Here is a 15,965-nt window from a genome sequence, read left to right as displayed (position 1 = left end):
CTAGGGAGCCAGCTCGGCGGCGAGGGCGCGCACGGCGACCTCGGTTTCGGCAAGGGGACCGCCGGTATCGATCACATGGTCTGCGCGGGCCCGCTTCTCCTCGTCGGGCACCTGCAGCGCGAGGATCTGCGCGAACTTCTCCGCCGTCATTCCCGGCCGCCGAAGCACCCGCTCGCGCTGGACGTCGGCCGGCGCGGAGACGACGACGATCGCGTCGACTTGCGCATGCCCCCCCTTCTCGAACAGCAGCGGGATATCGAACACCACCAGCGGCGCACCGGCGTGCTGGGCCAGGAATTCCTTGCGCCGCGCGGCAACCGCGGGATGGACGATCCCCTCCAGTCGGGCGAGCGCCTCGGAATCGCCGAAAACCTGGGCGCCGAGCGCCTGACGCCGGACGCCCTCGGGGCCAGTCGAGCCGGGAAAGGCCGCCTCGATTGCCGGGACCAGCGTGCCGTCCGGTCCCTGCATGCGCCGCACTTCGGCATCGGCGTCGAACACCGGCACGCCCGCGCGTTCGAACATCCCGGCCACGGTCGACTTGCCCATGCCGATCGAACCGGTGAGGCCGACGATCTTTGGACGGGTCATTGCACGAGCCTTTCGCGCAGTTCGCTATCGCGCCCGCGCGGCGGGGCGACACCAAAGAAGCACTCGAAGGCCGCGGCCGCCTGCCCGATCAGCATCGAGAGACCGTCGATCGTATCGAAACCGGCCGCGCGCGCACGCTGGAGGAAGTCGGTATCCACGGGATCGGTGACGATGTCGTAGGCGACCGATCCCGGCGGTGCATGGCTGAAGTCGAACGCAAGCGGCGCATGGCCGCGCATGCCCAGCGGGGTGGTGTTGACCAGCAGGTCGCAGCAGCCCTCGCGGTCGTCGAAGGCGAAATCGGTCGCCTCCGCGAAGTGATCCAGCGCCACCGCATAATGCTCGCCGCCGGGATCGAGCTCGTCGAGCAGCGCGCGAGCCTTCTCCGGATCGCGGCCGGCGAGGACGAGTGTGAATCCGTGACCAGCGAGGGCGGTGATCACCGCGCGCGTCGCGCCGCCGGTGCCGAACACGCGTGCCATGCGGAACAGGTGCCGCTTGCCGAGCATGGCTTCGAGCGGTTCGAGGAAGCCCGCCACGTCGGTGTTGTAGCCCGCCAGCGCATCGCCTTCCCGCACTACGGTGTTGACCGCGCCGACCCGCGCCGCGAACGGGTCGATCCGGTCGAGCAGGGGAATGATCGCCTGCTTGTGCGGCATCGTCACATTGCACCCGCGCCAGGCGGGGTCTGTCCGGCGCTCGGCGAGGTAGCCGGCCAGTGCTCCCTCGGCCACGCGGTGCGCGCGGTAGTCGGCGTCGAGCCCGGCACCTTCGATCCAGAAGCGATGGATGAGCGGCGACTTCGACTGCGCGATCGGATCGCCGATCACTTCGGCATAGGCGGCGCTCATCGCGGCAGCTCCCCCATGTCGCGCAAAGCGCCGAGCACTGCGAGCAGCGGCATTCCGAGCACGGTGAACTGGTCGCCTTCGATCCGTTCGAACAGTTGCACGCCGGGTCCTTCGATCCGAAACACCCCGACGCAGTGGCTTACGGCGGGCCATTCGGCGTTTAGGTAGGTCTGGATGAAATCTTCAGTAAACTTGCGCGTGTGAAGCATGGCGAGTGAAGTTTCGCGCCAGACGACCGAGCCGCCGCGGGCGATGGCGGCGGCGGAGTGGAGGTGCATGACCCGGCCCGAGAACGCGCGCAGGTGCTCGGCCGCTTCCTCGCGGCTGGCGGGCTTGTCGAAGCGCCGCTCGCCGACCACCACCAGCGAATCGCTGCCGAGCACCGGCCGCTCGGGCTCCGCGACGGCGAGCGCCTTGGCCTCGGCCAGCGCCAGCGCGACCTGGTCGGGCGGGGCGGCGCCGAGCTGCGCCTCCAGCGCCCGCTCGTCCACCCGCGCGGGCCGGGCCTCGAACGCGACGCCCGCCGCCTCGAGCATGGCCGCGCGCGAGGCGCTCTTGGATGCGAGCACCAGCGTCATATCGGCTTCGATCCGGTGAGCATGTCGTCGCCATCGCTCGCCCGCTCGCCCAGCAGGCGGATGATCGCCGCCGCGGTCTCCTCGATCGAGCGGCGCGTGACGTCGATCACCGGCCAGCCGTTGTCGGCGAACATGCGGCGGGCGAACTGGACTTCGCCGCGCACGCGCTCGGCATCGACATAGGACGTCTCGGCCGTCTCGTTGAGCGTGAGCAGGCGGTTGCGGCGGATCTGCACCAGCCGTTCGGGCGCGGTGGTCAGGCCGACGACCAGCGGATGGCGCAGTTCGAACAGCGCGGGCGGGGGCGGACTTTCGATCACGAGCGGGATGTTGGCGACCTTGTATCCGCGGTTGGCGAGATAGATGCTGGTCGGCGTCTTCGACGAACGCGAGACGCCGGCGAGCACGATATCGGCCTGCTCCCAGTCTTCCCATCCGAGCCCGTCGTCGTGCGCGATCGTGAAGTGGATCGCGTCGACCCGCCGGAAATAGGCCTCGTCCATCGCGTGCTGGCGGCCGGGGCGGCCATGCGCCTCCTGCCCGAGCTGCGCCTCGAGCGCTTCGGTCACCGCATCGAGCGCGGGCACCGCCGGCAGGCCGAGCTGGCGGCAATGCTCCTCCAACGTCGCGCGCGTCTCGGGATTGACCAGGGTGAACAGCACGAGCCCCGGATTGTCGGCAAGATCGGGCAGTATCCGCGAAAGATGCTGGCGCGAGCGGACCATCGGCCAGAAGTGGCGCACGATCTCCGCCGCGTCGAACTGGGCAAGCGCGGCCTTGGCCACCATTTCCAGCGTTTCGCCGGTGGAATCGGATACGAGATGGAGGTGGAGGCGGCTCATCCGGCAAGGTGCGCGATCGGCTGTGGAGAATGCCGGCATAAACCACGGGAGAAAGCTGGCGACAAGTTCGGGGGCCGATTTCATTCCCGCTGTCAGCCATTCGGCACCCGCGCTTGTGGACAGGGCGCGAGGCTTTTCGACAGGCTGGGGACAGCGGGGATAAGCTTCGGTTGACGCGGCAGACCGATGAGTCGCGAAGCCTCTGGGCCTGTTCATTCCGGGAGAAATCGGGCAGGGCGCGCCTGTCCCCGATATCCACAGGGCCAACAGACTCCAGCATCCTATTTAAATACTATATTATTTGGATTGGACCTTCCCGAATGCCCGGTCTTCTTCTCGACACCCTGCGCGGAAAACGCGGCGAGCGCGTGCCGCTTTGGCTCATGCGTCAGGCAGGCCGCTACCTGCCCGAATACCGCGCGCTTCGGGCGGAGAAGGGCGGTTTCCTCGAGCTGGTCTACGACAGCGAGGCCGCGGCCGAGATCACCATGCAGCCGATCGACCGTTTCGGGTTCGACGGCGCGATCCTGTTTTCCGATATCCTCATCGTGCCCTACGCGATGGGGCAGGATCTCGCGTTCCTCGCAGGCGAAGGCCCGAAGCTCTCGCCGCCGCTGGTCGATAGCGCGCTGGCGAGCCTGGAGGCGGTTCCGGGCCGCCTTGCGCCGATCTACGAAACGGTGCGGCAGGTGCGCGCGCGCCTGTCGCCCGAGACGACGCTGCTCGGCTTCGCGGGCAGTCCGTGGACCGTCGCGACCTACATGGTGGCGGGCGAGGGCAGCCGCGACCAGCACGCGGCGCGCGCGATGGCCTACTGCGATCCCCCGGCGTTCCAGGCGCTGATCGACGCGATCGTTTCGGTCACGGTCGAATATCTCGCCGGTCAGATCGAGGCCGGGGCGGAGGCAGTGCAGCTGTTCGACAGTTGGGCGGGCAGCCTCGCGCCGCACGAGTTCGAGCGCTGGGTGATCGCGCCCAATGCCGCGATCGCCGCCGCCATGGCCGAGCGGTTTCCCGGCCTGCCGGTGATCGGCTTCCCCAAGGGCTCGGGCGAGAAGCTGCCGGCCTATGCCCGGGAAACCGGCGTCGCGGCGATCGGGGTGGACGAGACGCTCGACCCCGCATGGGTGGCGCGCGAACTGCCGGCGGGCATGCCGGTCCAGGGCAATCTCGATCCCCTGCTGCTGCTCGCGGGCGGGGAGCGGCTGGCGAGCGGAGCGCGGGCGATTCTCGAGGCCTTCGCGGGCCGGCCCCATGTCTTCAATCTCGGTCACGGGATCGGCCAGCACACGCCGATCGCGCACGTCGAGACGCTGATCGAGACCGTTCGCGCATGGAGGGGGTGACGACCGCCCCGCGAGCTACTACATCGCGCCCATGCAGGACATCCTCGGCATGACCTACTACTGGCTCAAGGCGGGCCATCTGATTTTCGTGATTTTCTGGATGGCCGGCCTGTTCATGCTGCCGCGCTTCTTCGTCTATCATCAGGAATCTGCGCCCGGATCGGTCGAGGATGCCGCGTGGATCGAGCGCGAGCGGCGCCTGCTGAAGATCATCCTCATGCCATCGATCGTGGTCGTGTGGGTGCTCGGCCTGCTGCTCGCCTTCACCGTCGATGCCTGGAGCCAGGGCTGGTTCCACGCCAAGCTGCTGCTGGTGCTCGCGCTGTCGGGCTATCACGGGTGGATGGCGGCCTATGCGAAGAAGCTGGCACGCGGCGAGCGTCCGCTCGAGGGACGCAAATTGCGGCTGCTCAACGAGGTGCCGGGCATCGCCGTCGCACTGATCGTGGTACTGGTTATCGTCCGCCCGTTCTGATTGCCGGATCGACCGGCGCCGAACCTGCGCAAAGCGAATTGACGGCGCCGCAGCGCGCGCTTATTCCCAACGTCTCTTCCGGCTGAGGCCCCGCGGTCAAGCGGTGCCGGGTCTGCTTTCTCCAAGCCCATCGACCTGCCGGCCATTTCCACCACGGAACGAACACAATGCACTTGAAAGAACTTAAGCAGAAACCCCCGGCCGACCTGGTGTCGATGGCCGAGGAACTCGGCGTCGAGGGCGCCTCCACCATGCGCCGGCAGGACCTGATGTTCTGCATCCTGCGCGAACTCGCCGAAGACGAGGAATACGACGAGAAGATCATGGGCGTCGGCACCATCGAGGTGCTGCAGGACGGCTTCGGCTTCCTCCGCAGCCCCGAGGCGAACTATCTCGCCGGGCCCGACGACATCTACGTCTCTCCCAACCAGATCCGCAAATGGGGCCTGAGGACCGGCGACACGGTCGAAGGCGAGATCCGGGCGCCGAAGGACGGCGAACGCTATTTCGCGCTCACCAGCCTCACCAAGGTCAATTTCGATGATCCCGAAGCGGTCCGCCACCGGACCAACTTCGACAACCTGACGCCGCTCTATCCGGACGAGAAGCTCAATCTCGACACGCTCGATCCGACCGTGAAGGACAAGAGCGCGCGAGTGATCGACATCATCAGTCCGCAGGGCAAGGGCCAGCGCGCGCTGATCGTCGCCCCGCCGCGCACCGGCAAGACCGTGCTGATGCAGAACATCGCCAAGGCGATTACCGACAATCATCCGGAAGTCTTCCTGCTGGTTCTGCTCGTCGACGAGCGGCCGGAGGAAGTGACCGACATGCAGCGCAGCGTGAACGGCGAGGTCATCTCCTCGACCTTCGACGAACCCGCGACGCGCCACGTCCAGGTCGCCGAAATGGTGATCGAGAAGGCCAAGCGTCTGGTCGAGCACAAGAAGGACGTCGTGATCCTGCTCGATTCGATCACCCGCCTCGGCCGCGCCTACAACACCGTCGTCCCTTCGTCGGGCAAGGTCCTGACCGGCGGCGTCGACGCCAACGCGCTCCAGCGGCCCAAGCGCTTCTTCGGTGCGGCGCGCAACATCGAGGAAGGCGGCAGCCTCTCGATCATCGCCACCGCGCTGATCGACACCGGCAGCCGCATGGACGAGGTCATTTTCGAGGAGTTCAAGGGCACCGGCAATTCGGAGATCGTGCTCGACCGCAAGGTCGCCGACAAGCGCATCTTCCCGGCGCTCGACGTCGGCAAGTCCGGCACCCGCAAGGAAGAGCTGCTGGTCGAGAAGGACAAGCTCTCCAAGATGTGGGTCCTCCGGCGCATCCTCATGCAGATGGGCACGATCGATGCGATGGAATTCCTCCTCGACAAGATGAAGGATTCCAAGACCAACGAGGACTTCTTCGCGACGATGAACCAGTAGGTCGGGCATGTCGGTTCCGGTCCGCGCGGCGATCACCGGCGGGTCCCGGCACGGGCAAGTCGACCCTGCTCGAGGCGCTCGACCGGCGCGGGATCGCGACCGAGCCCGAGGTCGCACGCGCGATCCTGCGCGAGGCCGGCGGCATGGCTCTGCGGGCGGACGATCCTGCCGGCTTCGCGCGGGCGATGTTCGAAGCGGAGCTTGCCGCCTGGCGGGCGGCCGAGGGGCGGCCGGGCCCGACGGTGTTCGACCGCGGCTTTCCCGATATCGTCGGCTTCCTGCGGCTCGAAGACCTGCCGGTGCCCGAGGACATCGACCGCGTCTGCCGCGAGCTGCGCTACGACGGCCCGGTGTTCCGCGCGCCGCCGTGGCAGGCGATCTACCGGCCCGACGAGGAGCGGATTCAGGACTGGGAGGCGGCGCTGGCAAGCGATGCGGCGGTCACGGCCGCGTGGCGCGACTACGGCTACGAGTCGGTCGATCTGCCGCTCGTCAGTGCCGAGGAGCGCGTCGATTTTGTGCTTGAATGCCTACAGGCTGCGAACCTGCGTTGGTGACGCGCTAGCAGTCGTGAATCAGTTTCGAATCAACCATTCGAAATCGCCATTTGCTTTGAGCGTAAAATCACCGACCATCAGCGCCTCCCTTCCGATGATCACGTCGAAAGCAGGATACGGACTGACTTCGATTGCAAGGTAGGGTTCATCCAAGATGAACGGCAGTGGTCCGATATCGTCGCAATAGATTCCCAGGAATGTCGTCCATGATCGGTGATAGTTCTGTCCAGCCAGTCCCGATGCCGGCATCTTGCCTCGGTAATTGAGGTTGGCGGCTTCTGCGAGCGAGCGTGTCACGCTCATGCCGTCTGCACCAGTGTCAAGCAGGGCACGGCAATCTACACCCGATTGGGTTGGTGTAGGATTCGATGACGAGGTTGAAAGTAGTTCGGGAGTGGTGGGAAGGACGCAAACACGGATGATAGGCGGTTCGTTGCGCGCGTTACCCTTGATCAACAGCACCGCTGAACATTCCCAATTCAACTGGCCTGTCGGTTATGCGCTGGATCGAGTAGCGCCCGTCGGTGAATTCGCCATCTGCGCTCCGTATCGCCTCGCTAAGTTTTGCATACAGCCCAGCAATTCGCTGGTCTCGCAAAACGGCGAACCAACCTTCGTGATCGGGCAGTAGGTCGGGCAACTGGGGCAGAAACGCGAATAGATTGCGCTGAATTTCGCGATCGAGCTCGATATCCATGCTCCGACTCCTTGCGTGCAGAATATCAGACTCGACTCGTTGATTCCATTTCAAAGTACGAATCTTTCACAACAGAATCACGAAAGCTTGTTACAATCGGCTCGTAAAGGCTGAAATGGCTTTATAGCGCCTTCGCGAAGCTGTCGGCGCGGGCGAGGCGCCAGTCGCGCGCATACTGCGTGCCTTCGGGTTCCATCAGCAGCTCTCCGGGTTCGAGGAAGTTGTAGATGTAGTCGATACTGTCCGAGCGCGCGCTGTTCTGCCGCTCGGACAAGTCGCACGGTTCGATCTGCCACGGATTGTCCAGCCCCATGGCGACGACCATTTCGCGCAGCGCGTGGAGCGTATGGCGGTGGAAGCGGGTGACGCGCTCGGACTTGTCCATCACCACCAGCCCGCGCTGGCGGGTCGCGTCCTGGGTCGCGACGCCGGTGGGGCAGGTGTCGTCATGGCAGCGCATCGACTGGACGCAGCCGAGCGCGAACATGAAGGCGCGCCCGGCGTTGCACCAGTCGGCGCCGAGCGCGAACTTCATCGCCATGCCCGCGCCCGAATGGACCTTGCCGGCGGCGGACAGGCGGATTTCGTCCCGCAGTTCGCAGCCGACCAGCGCATTGCGCAGCAGGATCAGCCCTTCGCGTAGCGGCATGCCGATCCGGTTCGACATTTCGACCGGCGCCGCGCCGGTGCCGCCCTCGGCGCCGTCGACCACGATATAGTCGAGCCGGATGCCCGTCTCGCGCATGGCTTTCATCACTGCGAACACCTCGTGCGGCTTGCCGACGCAGAGCTTGATTCCGATCGGCTTTCCGCCCGAGAGATCGCGCAGTTGCGCCGCCCATTCGAGCAGGCCGACCGGGGTCGAGAAGGTCGAGTGGGCCGCGGGCGAGATGCAGTCCTTGTGCGGCAGAACGCTGCGCGCGCCGGCGATCTCCTCGCTCACTTTCGCCGCGGGCAGGACGCCGCCGTGGCCGGGCTTGGCGCCCTGGCTGAGCTTGATCTCGACCATCTTGACCTGGTCGGCCTGCGCCGCGTCCGCAAAGCGCGCGGGATCGAAGCGGCCCTTATCGTCGCGGCAGCCGAAGTAGCCGCTGCCGATCTCCCACACCAGATCGCCGCCGTGCTCGCGGTGGTAGCGCGAGATGCCGCCTTCGCCGGTGTCGTGGTAGAATCCGCCCGCCGCTGCGCCCTTGTTGAGCGCGAGGATTGCATTGGCCGAGAGCGACCCGAAGCTCATCGCGGAGATATTGAGCAGCGAGGCGGAGTAGGGCCGCGCGCATTGCGGCCCGCCGACGTCGACTCGCCACTCCGTAGGGGCCTCCTCGTTGGGCACGATGGAATGGGCGAGCCACTCGTATTCGTCCGAATAGACGTCGAGTTCGGTGCCGAAGGGATGCGAGTCGAGCTCGCCCTTGGAGCGCGCGTAGACCAGCGCCCGCTCGTCGTGGTTGAACGGCCGCCCTTCGAGATCGCCCTCGACTACGTAGGCGCGGGCATAGGGACGCAGGTCCTCCATGATCCAGCGCACCCGGGCGAGCAGCGGATAGTTGCGGCGCAGCGTGTGCTTGCGCTGGAAGAAGTCCCATACGGCGACCGCCAGCAGGGGGAGGGTGAGCACGAGGCCCCAGCGCAGCGGCTCCCACCACGCGAACAGCGCCGTCAGGACGATCAGCAGCGCCGGCACGACGAAGCGCGAGGCGACGTGCCCTGAGAAACGCCAGGACGCGCGGTTGATCATCGCCTGCCGCCCCTCAGCCGAGGTGCCGGGCGAAGAACTCCGCGGTGCGCTCGTCCGCCAGCGTCGCACCCTGTTCGTCGCGGCGCTTGCCGAATTCGGTGGCGAAGCCGTGGTCGAGGCCCGGATAATCGTGGAGCGTGACCTTGGGATGGTCGTCCAGCCCCTCGTGCATCGCCTTCTGCGTATCCTTGTCGACGAACCCGTCGTCGCCCGCGATGTGCAGCATCAATGGATTGGCGATGCCGTGCTTCTCGCGCAGCAGGTTGTCGATCCCGACCGCGTAATAGCCGACGGAGGCGTCCACGTCGGTGCGCGCCGCGGTCATGTAGGCGAGCCGCCCGCCGAGGCAGTAGCCGACCGCGCCGACTTTCGCGACGCCTTCGCTCCTGCGGATCCAGTGGATCGTCGCCTCGATGTCGCGGATGCCCTGATCCTGGTCGAACTTGCCCATCAGATCGAGCGCGCGCTGGAATTCAGCCTCCACATCGGGGTCGAGCTCGACGCCAGGTTCGATCCGCCAGAACACGTCGGGCGCGACCGCGAGATAGCCGGCCTCCGCCAGACGGTCGCACTTGCGGCGGATGCCGGGGTTCACGCCGAAGATTTCCTGGATCACGACGATCGCCGCCCGCGCCGTTCCCTCCGGCCGCGCGACATAGGCGCTGAACGTCCGGTCGCCCGACAGTGTCTCGATGGTCGCGGTCTCGCTCATTTCGTCGTCCCTTCCTTTCCCGGTTACACCTGCGTAGGCCGGGCTTACCGCTTGCGCGCGGCGAATGCCAAACCCAGTTTGTTTCCCGATCCAACGGAGGAACCGCGATGAAGGTCCATATCGAAATCGACTGCACGCCCGAGGAGGCCCGGACCTTCATGGGTTTGCCCGACGTCGGCAAGGCCAACGACGTCTACGTCGACATGATGGCCAAGGCGATGAAGGGGGTCAGCAATCCCGACCAGTTGCAGGACTACGCGCGCCAGCTCGCCCCGATGGGGCAGGCGGGCCTGAAGCTGTTCCAGAGCTTCATGGAAGGCGCGGCGCGCAACGCGGACAAGAAGCCGACGGACGAGAAGTCCTAGGAGCTCATCGCTTCGATACACCGCAAACAAATCCGTCATCCCAGCTTTTGGTGGGATGACGAGAGGGAGAGCGTGGCCGCGGGCGACCAACCAGCCATGAAACCAACGTCGACTCCTCACGATAGCGGCAAGGCGCTGGCCGAGACGATCTTCGCGCTGTCGAGCGGTGCAGTGCCCGCCGGCATCGCGGTCGAGCGTGTCAGCGGTCCGCGCGCGGGCGAGGCCTTGCAGGCGCTGGCTGGCGCGCTTCCCCCGGCGCGGCGAGCGGCGGCGCGGACCTTGCGCGACGGCCGGGGCGAAGTGCTCGACCGGGCGCTGGTGCTGTGGCTGCCGGGGCCGGGGACCGCGACGGGCGAGGACGTCGCTGAGCTTCACCTGCACGGCGGACGGGCGGTGGTGAGCGCGGTCGAGCGCGCGTTGGCGGAGCTGCCGGGCTTGCGCGCCGCGACGCCCGGCGAGTTCACCCGCCGCGCCTTCGCCAATGGCCGGATCGACCTTGCCGAAGCCGAAGGGCTGGCCGGCCTGCTTGAGGCGGAGACCGAATTGCAGCGGCGCTCGGCGATGGCATTGGCCGGCGGGGCGCTGTCGCAGCAGGTCGGTGAGTGGCGCGACCGGGTGCTCGCGCTTTCCGCGCAAGTGGAGGCGGTGCTCGACTTTTCGGACGAAGAGGACGCGGCGGACTTGCCGTCGTCGTTCACGGACGATGGGTCGCGGCTCGCCGAGGAACTCGACCAGTGGCTCGCTCGCCCGCGTGCGACCGTCTTGCGCGAGGGGTACCGGGTCGTCCTCGCCGGCCCGCCCAATGCCGGAAAATCGACACTTTTCAATGCTTTGCTGGAGAACGAAGCGGCCATAACCTCGCCGATCGCCGGAACGACGCGCGACGTTCTCGAACGGTCGGTCGCAGTCGCCGGAATTCCCTTCACTTTCGTCGACACGGCCGGGCTGCGCGAGGACGAGAGCGGGGACGATATCGAGAAGATCGGCATTGCCCGGGCGCAGGAGCAGCTCGGGCGCGCCGATCTCGTACTCTGGCTCGGCGAGGAAGGGCAGGGGCCGACGGGCGCCTGGGAGATCGATGCCAAGGCGGACGACCAGACTCGCCGGGCCAAGGGCGAGGGTGCGCTCGCGCTTTCGGCGAGGACCGGGTTCAACCTGGATCGGTTGCGCGAGCGGCTGATGGCCCGTGCGCGGGACGCGATGCCGGCGCCGGGAGAAGTCGCGCTGACCGAGCGGCAGTCCGCCTTGCTCGAGGAGGCCCGGGGTGCGCTCGCCGAGATCGGCGCGGCCGGCGACCCCTTGATCGCGGCAGAGCATCTGCGTCTCGCCCGCAGTGCCTTCGATCGCCTGACCGGACGCGCGTCGACCGAGCACATGCTGGACGCGCTGTTCGGGCGCTTCTGCATCGGCAAGTGATGTTTCACGTGGAACATCGCATTCCCGCCAGACCTGGCATCTATCCAGCGCGAGCGCTTTGACCGTCTGAGCGAGATCGCCTATCGCGCGGGCCATGCGCTCCTACGATATCCTTGTCATTGGCGGCGGGCACGCCGGCGTCGAAGCGGCGGCCGTCGCTGCGCGTATGGGCGCGCGCGTCGGACTGGTGACGTTCGATCCCGAAACGGTCGGGGCGATGAGCTGCAATCCCGCAATCGGCGGGCTGGGGAAGGGGCACCTTGTCCGCGAGGTCGACGCTTTCGACGGCGTGATCGGCCGCGCAGCCGACGCAGCGGCGATCCACTATCGCATGCTCAACATGTCGAAAGGCAGCGCCGTCTGGGGCCCGCGCATCCAGGCCGACCGCAAGCTGTTCAAGACCGCCGTCCAGCATGCGTTGGGTGAGCAGGCGAATCTCGACCTGATCCCGGGGGAGGCGGCGGCCCTGATTCTGGACGGCGGCCGGACAAAGGGCCTCACGCTCGCCGACGGTTCGCATATCGAAGCGCAGGCGATAATCCTCTGCACCGGCACGTTCCTCGGCGGCCGCCTGTTCCGCGGCGAGGAGCGGTTCGAAGGCGGACGGATCGGCGAGAACGCCGCGCATGTCCTCGCGGCGCAGCTCCGCGAGGCGAAGCTGCCGATGGCGCGGCTCAAGACTGGCACGCCGCCACGGCTGGACGGGCGGACGATCGACTGGGCGCGGCTGGCCGAGCAACCGTCGGACGACGGGACCTGGACGATGTCCGCCGTCACGCCGCGGCGCGCGAATCCGCAGGTCTTCTGCGCCATCACCCGCACCAACGCGCGCAGCCACAACATCATTCGTGCGGGGCTGGATCGGTCGCCGCTGTTCACCGGCGCGATCGATGCACAGGGGCCGCGCTATTGCCCCTCGATCGAGGACAAGATCCACCGCTTCGGCGACCGCGAGGGACATCAGGTGTTCCTCGAACCCGAAGGGCTCGACACCCACCTCGTCTATCCCAACGGCGTCAGCACTTCGCTTCCGGTCGACGTCCAGCTCGCCATGCTCAGAAGTATGGAAGGGCTCGAGGCCGTCGACATGGTCGTCCCCGGCTATGCCGTCGAATACGATCACATCGATCCGCGCACGCTCACGCCGGCGCTGGAGCTGCGCGCGATCGGCGGGCTCTATTGCGCGGGACAGATCAACGGCACGACCGGCTACGAGGAAGCCGCGGCGCAGGGGCTCGTCGCCGGAATGCATGCGGCGGCCGCGGTGCTGGGCCGGGAGCCGGCGCCGCTCGACCGCGCCAACTCGTACATCGCGGTCATGGTCGATGACCTGACTCTGCAGGGGGTCAGCGAACCCTATCGCATGTTGACCGCGCGGGCCGAGTATCGCCTGCGGCTGCGCGCCAACAATGCTTCGACGCGCCTGACGCCGTTGGCGATCGCGGCCGGTTGCGCCGGCGACGCGCGCCGCCGTTGGTTCGAATCGCGCGAGCAGCGGCGCGCCGAGTGGGACGCGCAGCTCGCGAGGGGAGTGCCTGCCTCAGAGCTGGAGCAGGCGGGACTGCCGATCCGGCGCGACTCCGGCGTTCACCGGCTAGACGAATGGCTACGGTACAACGGCGTCGATCTCGCGGGTCTCGCACCGTGGCTCGACGAGGGTTTCGACCCGGCTGAGGAGATCGCGGTGGAGCTGGCGGAAGACGCGATCTACGCGCCCTATCTTGAGCGGCAGGAGGCCGAGCTGCGGGATTTGCGTGCTAGCGAGACAGTAAGGCTGGGGAGTGGCTTCCCCTATGGGGAAGTGCCGGGCCTCTCCAACGAGATGGTGGAGCGGCTGACCACGGCGCAGCCCGAGACGCTTTCGGCAGCGGGGCGAGTTCCGGGGATCACACCCGCGGCGCTCTCGGCGGTGCTCGTCCATGCGCGCCGGCGCGATATGCGGCCAGAAGCGGCATGATCGCAAGCGAGGATCAGGCCCGCGCATACGTCGCCGGCCTGTGCGATTCGGTCGCCATGGACCGGCTCAACCGGCTGATCGGCGCACTCGCCGAAGAGAACGAGCGGCAGAATCTCGTCGCGCGCGCGACGCTGCCATCGATATGGCAACGCCACATCGCGGATTCGGCGCAGCTCCTCGAATATGTTCCACGTGAAACAGGACCTTGGCTAGACCTCGGCTCGGGGGCAGGGCTCCCGGGCCTGGTCATTGCCGCGATGCGGCCCGAATGGCCCGTGGTTCTCGTCGAATCGCGCCGGAAGCGAATCGAATGGCTGGAGCGTATGCGGGACGAGCTTGCACTCGAACACTGCCGGATCGAAGGGGTGCGACTCGAAAATGTCGACAGTGTTCCCGTGGGCGTGATCTCGGCGCGCGCCTTCGCATCGCTCGAACGTATCCTCGCGCTATCCGCACGATTTTCCACAAGCGAAACCCTGTGGCTGTTGCCCAAGGGGCGTTCGGCGGCGCAAGAATTGCAGGAGCTGCCCAAACGGCAGCGCGCGCTGTTTCACGTGGAACAATCGCGGACGGACCCCGCATCGGGCATTATCGTCGGTAAGCTGGCCGGGAGAAAAGCATGATCACCATCGCCATCGCGAACCAGAAGGGCGGGGTCGGCAAGACGACGACCGCCATCAACATCGCGACGGCGATGGCGGCGATCGGCTGGAAGACGCTGCTGGTCGATCTCGATCCGCAGGGCAATGCCTCGACCGGACTGGGAATCGCCAGCGCCGACCGCGAGAGTTCTAGCTACGACATTCTGGTCGACGAAGCTCCGCTCGCCGAATGTGTCCATCCGACGGCTATCCCGGGTCTCGATATCGTCCCTGCCACGGTCGATTTGAGCGGAGCGGAGGTGGAGCTCGTGTCGGTCGAGGATCGCACCGCACGGCTGCGGCGGGCGCTTGCCGACCATCACGCGCACGACATCTGCTTTATCGATTGCCCCCCGTCGCTCGGGTTGCTCACGCTCAACGCGCTGGGTGCGGCCGACACCCTGCTGGTTCCGCTTCAGTGCGAGTTCTTCGCGCTTGAGGGCCTGAGCCAGCTCCTGCAGACCGTCGAGCGGGTGCAGCAGCGCTTTAATCCCGATCTCGGCATCATCGGGATCGTCCTGACCATGTTCGATCGCCGCAATCGGCTGACGGACCAGGTTGCGGACGATGTGCGCGATTGCCTGGGCAAGCTCGTGTTCGAGGCGGTCATCCCGCGCAACGTGCGCCTGTCCGAAGCACCGAGCCACGGGCTCCCCGCGCTCGTCTACGACCACGCCTGCGCCGGCAGCCGCGCCTATATCGCGCTCGCACGTGAACTGATCGGACGCATTCCCGAGAAGAGGAAAGCCGCATGAGCAACTCCCCCGAACCGACCGCCGCCTCGGCGCCCGTTCGCAACGCGACCGACCGCAAGCGGAAGCTCGGGAGAGGGCTGGGTGCACTCCTGGGCGAAACTCAGCGCGAAGAGCCGCTCGCTCGCAGCGAGGCCGGCGGGTCGGTGGAAAATGCCGGTAAATCAAGTGCTTCACCGCGTTCGGGCCTTGCCTCCATTGCAACGTCGGCGATTGAGCCGCTGCCCGGTCAGCCGCGCCGCCGTTTCGACGAGGCGGCGCTCGAGGAACTTGCTGCGTCGATCGCCCAGCGCGGCGTGATCCAGCCGGTGATCGTCCGGCCGCTCGCCCGCGGGCGCTATCAGCTCGTGGCGGGGGAGCGGCGCTGGCGTGCAGCGCAGAAGGCGCGGCTGCACGAGATTCCCGCGATCGTGCGCGAGCTCGACGAAACCGAGGTCATGGCGCTCGCGCTGATCGAGAACATCCAGCGCGAGGATCTCAATCCGGTTGAGGAAGCGCGCGCCTATCAGGCGCTGGCCGACCGGCAGGGCATGACGCAGGGCGAGATCGCGCAACTGGTCGACAAGTCGCGCAGTCACGTCGCGAATCTCCAGCGTCTGCTCAATCTGCCCGAAGACGTGCTCGATCTGGTCGAGGAGGGCGCGCTGTCGATGGGGCACGCCCGGGCGCTAATCGGAAACGACGCCGCGGTCGAGTTGGCGCAACGTGCGGTCTCCCAGAAGCTCTCCGTTCGCCAGATCGAGAAGCTTGCCGCGCAGCCCGCCGAGGGCGAACCGCGCCGCAAGGTCCGCAATTCGCGCGATCCGGCGAAAGATGCCGACATTGCCGCGGTTCAGACCCACCTGGAGGAGTTTCTCGGACTGGGCGTGCGGATCAAGACCGACGCCGATCCGCGGTCGGGGGCTGTGACGATCCGCTACCGGACGCTCGATCAGCTCGATCTGATCTGCCAGCGCCTGACCGGCGGCGATATCTAGTTTCTATCTAAGTAACTGATATGTCAAGTAAAGGCGG

General features: G+C 66.8%; 18 protein-coding genes. 10 read left to right on the top strand and 8 right to left on the bottom strand.

What is annotated here, in order from left to right:
- The 4 genes from coaE to D2V04_RS01935 are packed head-to-tail and all read right to left on the bottom strand — an operon-like array spanning position 1 to position 2,862.
- Positions 1–591, bottom strand: coding sequence for a dephospho-CoA kinase (gene coaE, locus D2V04_RS01950; RefSeq protein WP_119511676.1), 591 nt, complete (start codon positions 589–591; stop codon positions 1–3).
- On the bottom strand, positions 588–1,442 hold the full coding sequence (gene aroE / locus D2V04_RS01945; protein ID WP_119511675.1) for a shikimate dehydrogenase: 855 nt from the start codon (positions 1,440–1,442) through the stop codon (positions 588–590). Before aroE ends, coaE begins: the two co-directional genes overlap by 4 nt.
- The gene (locus tag D2V04_RS01940; protein ID WP_119511674.1) at positions 1,439–2,020 is read right to left on the bottom strand and encodes a Maf family protein; all 582 of its coding nucleotides are present in this window, start codon (positions 2,018–2,020) and stop codon (positions 1,439–1,441) included. Before D2V04_RS01940 ends, aroE begins: the two co-directional genes overlap by 4 nt.
- Positions 2,017–2,862: a pyruvate, water dikinase regulatory protein gene (locus D2V04_RS01935; protein ID WP_119511673.1), complete on the bottom strand. Its 846-nt coding sequence runs from the start codon at positions 2,860–2,862 to the stop codon at positions 2,017–2,019. The genes D2V04_RS01940 and D2V04_RS01935 overlap by 4 nt, the downstream gene beginning before the upstream one ends.
- 320 nt (positions 2,863–3,182) lie before the next feature.
- On the opposite strand from D2V04_RS01935, the gene hemE reads away from it, so the two are divergent.
- The 4 genes from hemE (at position 3,183) to D2V04_RS01915 (ending at position 6,673) form a co-directional block, all read left to right on the top strand.
- Complete coding sequence (gene hemE, locus D2V04_RS01930) at positions 3,183–4,208, top strand: uroporphyrinogen decarboxylase (protein WP_119511672.1); 1,026 nt, start codon at positions 3,183–3,185, stop codon at positions 4,206–4,208.
- Between the two features lie 31 nt (positions 4,209–4,239).
- Positions 4,240–4,683, top strand: coding sequence for a CopD family protein (locus tag D2V04_RS01925; protein ID WP_119511671.1), 444 nt, complete (start codon positions 4,240–4,242; stop codon positions 4,681–4,683).
- 167 nt (positions 4,684–4,850) lie between these two features.
- Positions 4,851–6,116, top strand: coding sequence for a transcription termination factor Rho (gene rho, locus D2V04_RS01920; RefSeq protein ID WP_119511670.1), 1,266 nt, complete (start codon positions 4,851–4,853; stop codon positions 6,114–6,116).
- Positions 5,999–6,673 carry an AAA family ATPase gene (locus D2V04_RS01915; protein WP_228766199.1) on the top strand — a complete coding sequence of 225 codons (675 nt, stop codon included), beginning with the start codon at positions 5,999–6,001 and terminating at the stop codon, positions 6,671–6,673. The genes rho and D2V04_RS01915 overlap by 118 nt, the downstream gene beginning before the upstream one ends.
- An 18-nt stretch (positions 6,674–6,691) precedes the next feature.
- Here the strand turns inward: D2V04_RS01915 and D2V04_RS18335 are convergent, their stop codons facing one another.
- From D2V04_RS18335 to D2V04_RS01895, 4 genes are all read right to left on the bottom strand, one after another.
- Complete coding sequence (locus tag D2V04_RS18335; RefSeq protein WP_324186836.1) at positions 6,692–7,135, bottom strand: aspartyl protease family protein; 444 nt, start codon at positions 7,133–7,135, stop codon at positions 6,692–6,694.
- Positions 7,116–7,370 carry a hypothetical protein gene (locus tag D2V04_RS01905; protein WP_119511668.1) on the bottom strand — a complete coding sequence of 85 codons (255 nt, stop codon included), beginning with the start codon at positions 7,368–7,370 and terminating at the stop codon, positions 7,116–7,118. Before D2V04_RS01905 ends, D2V04_RS18335 begins: the two co-directional genes overlap by 20 nt.
- Before the next feature lie 121 nt (positions 7,371–7,491).
- Positions 7,492–9,108, bottom strand: a complete 1,617-nt coding sequence (locus D2V04_RS01900; RefSeq protein WP_119511667.1) for an FMN-binding glutamate synthase family protein — start codon at positions 9,106–9,108, stop codon at positions 7,492–7,494.
- 13 nt (positions 9,109–9,121) lie between these two features.
- Positions 9,122–9,820, bottom strand: coding sequence for a dienelactone hydrolase family protein (locus tag D2V04_RS01895; RefSeq protein ID WP_119511666.1), 699 nt, complete (start codon positions 9,818–9,820; stop codon positions 9,122–9,124).
- Positions 9,821–9,927: 107 nt separating this feature from the next.
- Here D2V04_RS01895 and D2V04_RS01890 point away from each other — a divergent pair, with 107 nt between their 5' ends.
- The 6 genes from D2V04_RS01890 to D2V04_RS01865 all read left to right on the top strand — a co-directional run bounded on the left by D2V04_RS01890 (position 9,928) and on the right by D2V04_RS01865 (position 15,928).
- Positions 9,928–10,185 carry a DUF6489 family protein gene (locus tag D2V04_RS01890; RefSeq protein WP_119511665.1) on the top strand — a complete coding sequence of 86 codons (258 nt, stop codon included), beginning with the start codon at positions 9,928–9,930 and terminating at the stop codon, positions 10,183–10,185.
- Between the two features lie 96 nt (positions 10,186–10,281).
- Positions 10,282–11,601: a tRNA uridine-5-carboxymethylaminomethyl(34) synthesis GTPase MnmE gene (gene mnmE / locus D2V04_RS01885; protein ID WP_119511718.1), complete on the top strand. Its 1,320-nt coding sequence runs from the start codon at positions 10,282–10,284 to the stop codon at positions 11,599–11,601.
- 94 nt (positions 11,602–11,695) lie between these two features.
- Positions 11,696–13,558: a tRNA uridine-5-carboxymethylaminomethyl(34) synthesis enzyme MnmG gene (gene mnmG / locus D2V04_RS01880; RefSeq protein WP_119511664.1), complete on the top strand. Its 1,863-nt coding sequence runs from the start codon at positions 11,696–11,698 to the stop codon at positions 13,556–13,558.
- Positions 13,555–14,181, top strand: a complete 627-nt coding sequence (gene rsmG / locus D2V04_RS01875; RefSeq protein WP_119511663.1) for a 16S rRNA (guanine(527)-N(7))-methyltransferase RsmG — start codon at positions 13,555–13,557, stop codon at positions 14,179–14,181. The genes mnmG and rsmG overlap by 4 nt, the downstream gene beginning before the upstream one ends.
- Positions 14,178–14,954 carry a ParA family protein gene (locus tag D2V04_RS01870; protein ID WP_119511662.1) on the top strand — a complete coding sequence of 259 codons (777 nt, stop codon included), beginning with the start codon at positions 14,178–14,180 and terminating at the stop codon, positions 14,952–14,954. Before rsmG ends, D2V04_RS01870 begins: the two co-directional genes overlap by 4 nt.
- On the top strand, positions 14,951–15,928 hold the full coding sequence (locus tag D2V04_RS01865; RefSeq protein ID WP_119511661.1) for a ParB/RepB/Spo0J family partition protein: 978 nt from the start codon (positions 14,951–14,953) through the stop codon (positions 15,926–15,928). The genes D2V04_RS01870 and D2V04_RS01865 overlap by 4 nt, the downstream gene beginning before the upstream one ends.
- The last annotated feature ends 37 nt before the right edge of the window (positions 15,929–15,965 follow it).

The organism is Pelagerythrobacter aerophilus (assembly GCF_003581645.1).
Classification (GTDB): domain Bacteria; phylum Pseudomonadota; class Alphaproteobacteria; order Sphingomonadales; family Sphingomonadaceae; genus Pelagerythrobacter; species Pelagerythrobacter aerophilus.
Note: the sequence above shows the minus strand (reverse complement) of the source record. Positions and strands in the feature narration are given on the sequence as shown.

Excerpts from the sequence above, each read along its gene's own strand:
- D2V04_RS01905 (WP_119511668.1), bottom strand. The coding sequence starts at position 7,370 with ATGGATATCGAGCTCGATCGCGAAATTCAGCGCAATCTATTCGCGTTT.
- hemE (WP_119511672.1), top strand. The coding sequence starts at position 3,183 with ATGCCCGGTCTTCTTCTCGACACCCTGCGCGGAAAACGCGGCGAGCGC.
- mnmE (WP_119511718.1), top strand. The coding sequence starts at position 10,282 with ATGAAACCAACGTCGACTCCTCACGATAGCGGCAAGGCGCTGGCCGAG.
- mnmG (WP_119511664.1), top strand. The coding sequence starts at position 11,696 with ATGCGCTCCTACGATATCCTTGTCATTGGCGGCGGGCACGCCGGCGTC.
- aroE (WP_119511675.1), bottom strand. The coding sequence starts at position 1,442 with ATGAGCGCCGCCTATGCCGAAGTGATCGGCGATCCGATCGCGCAGTCG.
- D2V04_RS01935 (WP_119511673.1), bottom strand. The coding sequence starts at position 2,862 with ATGAGCCGCCTCCACCTCCATCTCGTATCCGATTCCACCGGCGAAACG.
- rsmG (WP_119511663.1), top strand. The coding sequence starts at position 13,555 with ATGATCGCAAGCGAGGATCAGGCCCGCGCATACGTCGCCGGCCTGTGC.
- D2V04_RS01895 (WP_119511666.1), bottom strand. The coding sequence starts at position 9,820 with ATGAGCGAGACCGCGACCATCGAGACACTGTCGGGCGACCGGACGTTC.
- coaE (WP_119511676.1), bottom strand. The coding sequence starts at position 591 with ATGACCCGTCCAAAGATCGTCGGCCTCACCGGTTCGATCGGCATGGGC.
- D2V04_RS01940 (WP_119511674.1), bottom strand. The coding sequence starts at position 2,020 with ATGACGCTGGTGCTCGCATCCAAGAGCGCCTCGCGCGCGGCCATGCTC.
- D2V04_RS01870 (WP_119511662.1), top strand. The coding sequence starts at position 14,178 with ATGATCACCATCGCCATCGCGAACCAGAAGGGCGGGGTCGGCAAGACG.
- rho (WP_119511670.1), top strand. The coding sequence starts at position 4,851 with ATGCACTTGAAAGAACTTAAGCAGAAACCCCCGGCCGACCTGGTGTCG.
- D2V04_RS01865 (WP_119511661.1), top strand. The coding sequence starts at position 14,951 with ATGAGCAACTCCCCCGAACCGACCGCCGCCTCGGCGCCCGTTCGCAAC.
- D2V04_RS01925 (WP_119511671.1), top strand. The coding sequence starts at position 4,240 with ATGCAGGACATCCTCGGCATGACCTACTACTGGCTCAAGGCGGGCCAT.
- D2V04_RS01890 (WP_119511665.1), top strand. The coding sequence starts at position 9,928 with ATGAAGGTCCATATCGAAATCGACTGCACGCCCGAGGAGGCCCGGACC.
- D2V04_RS01900 (WP_119511667.1), bottom strand. The coding sequence starts at position 9,108 with ATGATCAACCGCGCGTCCTGGCGTTTCTCAGGGCACGTCGCCTCGCGC.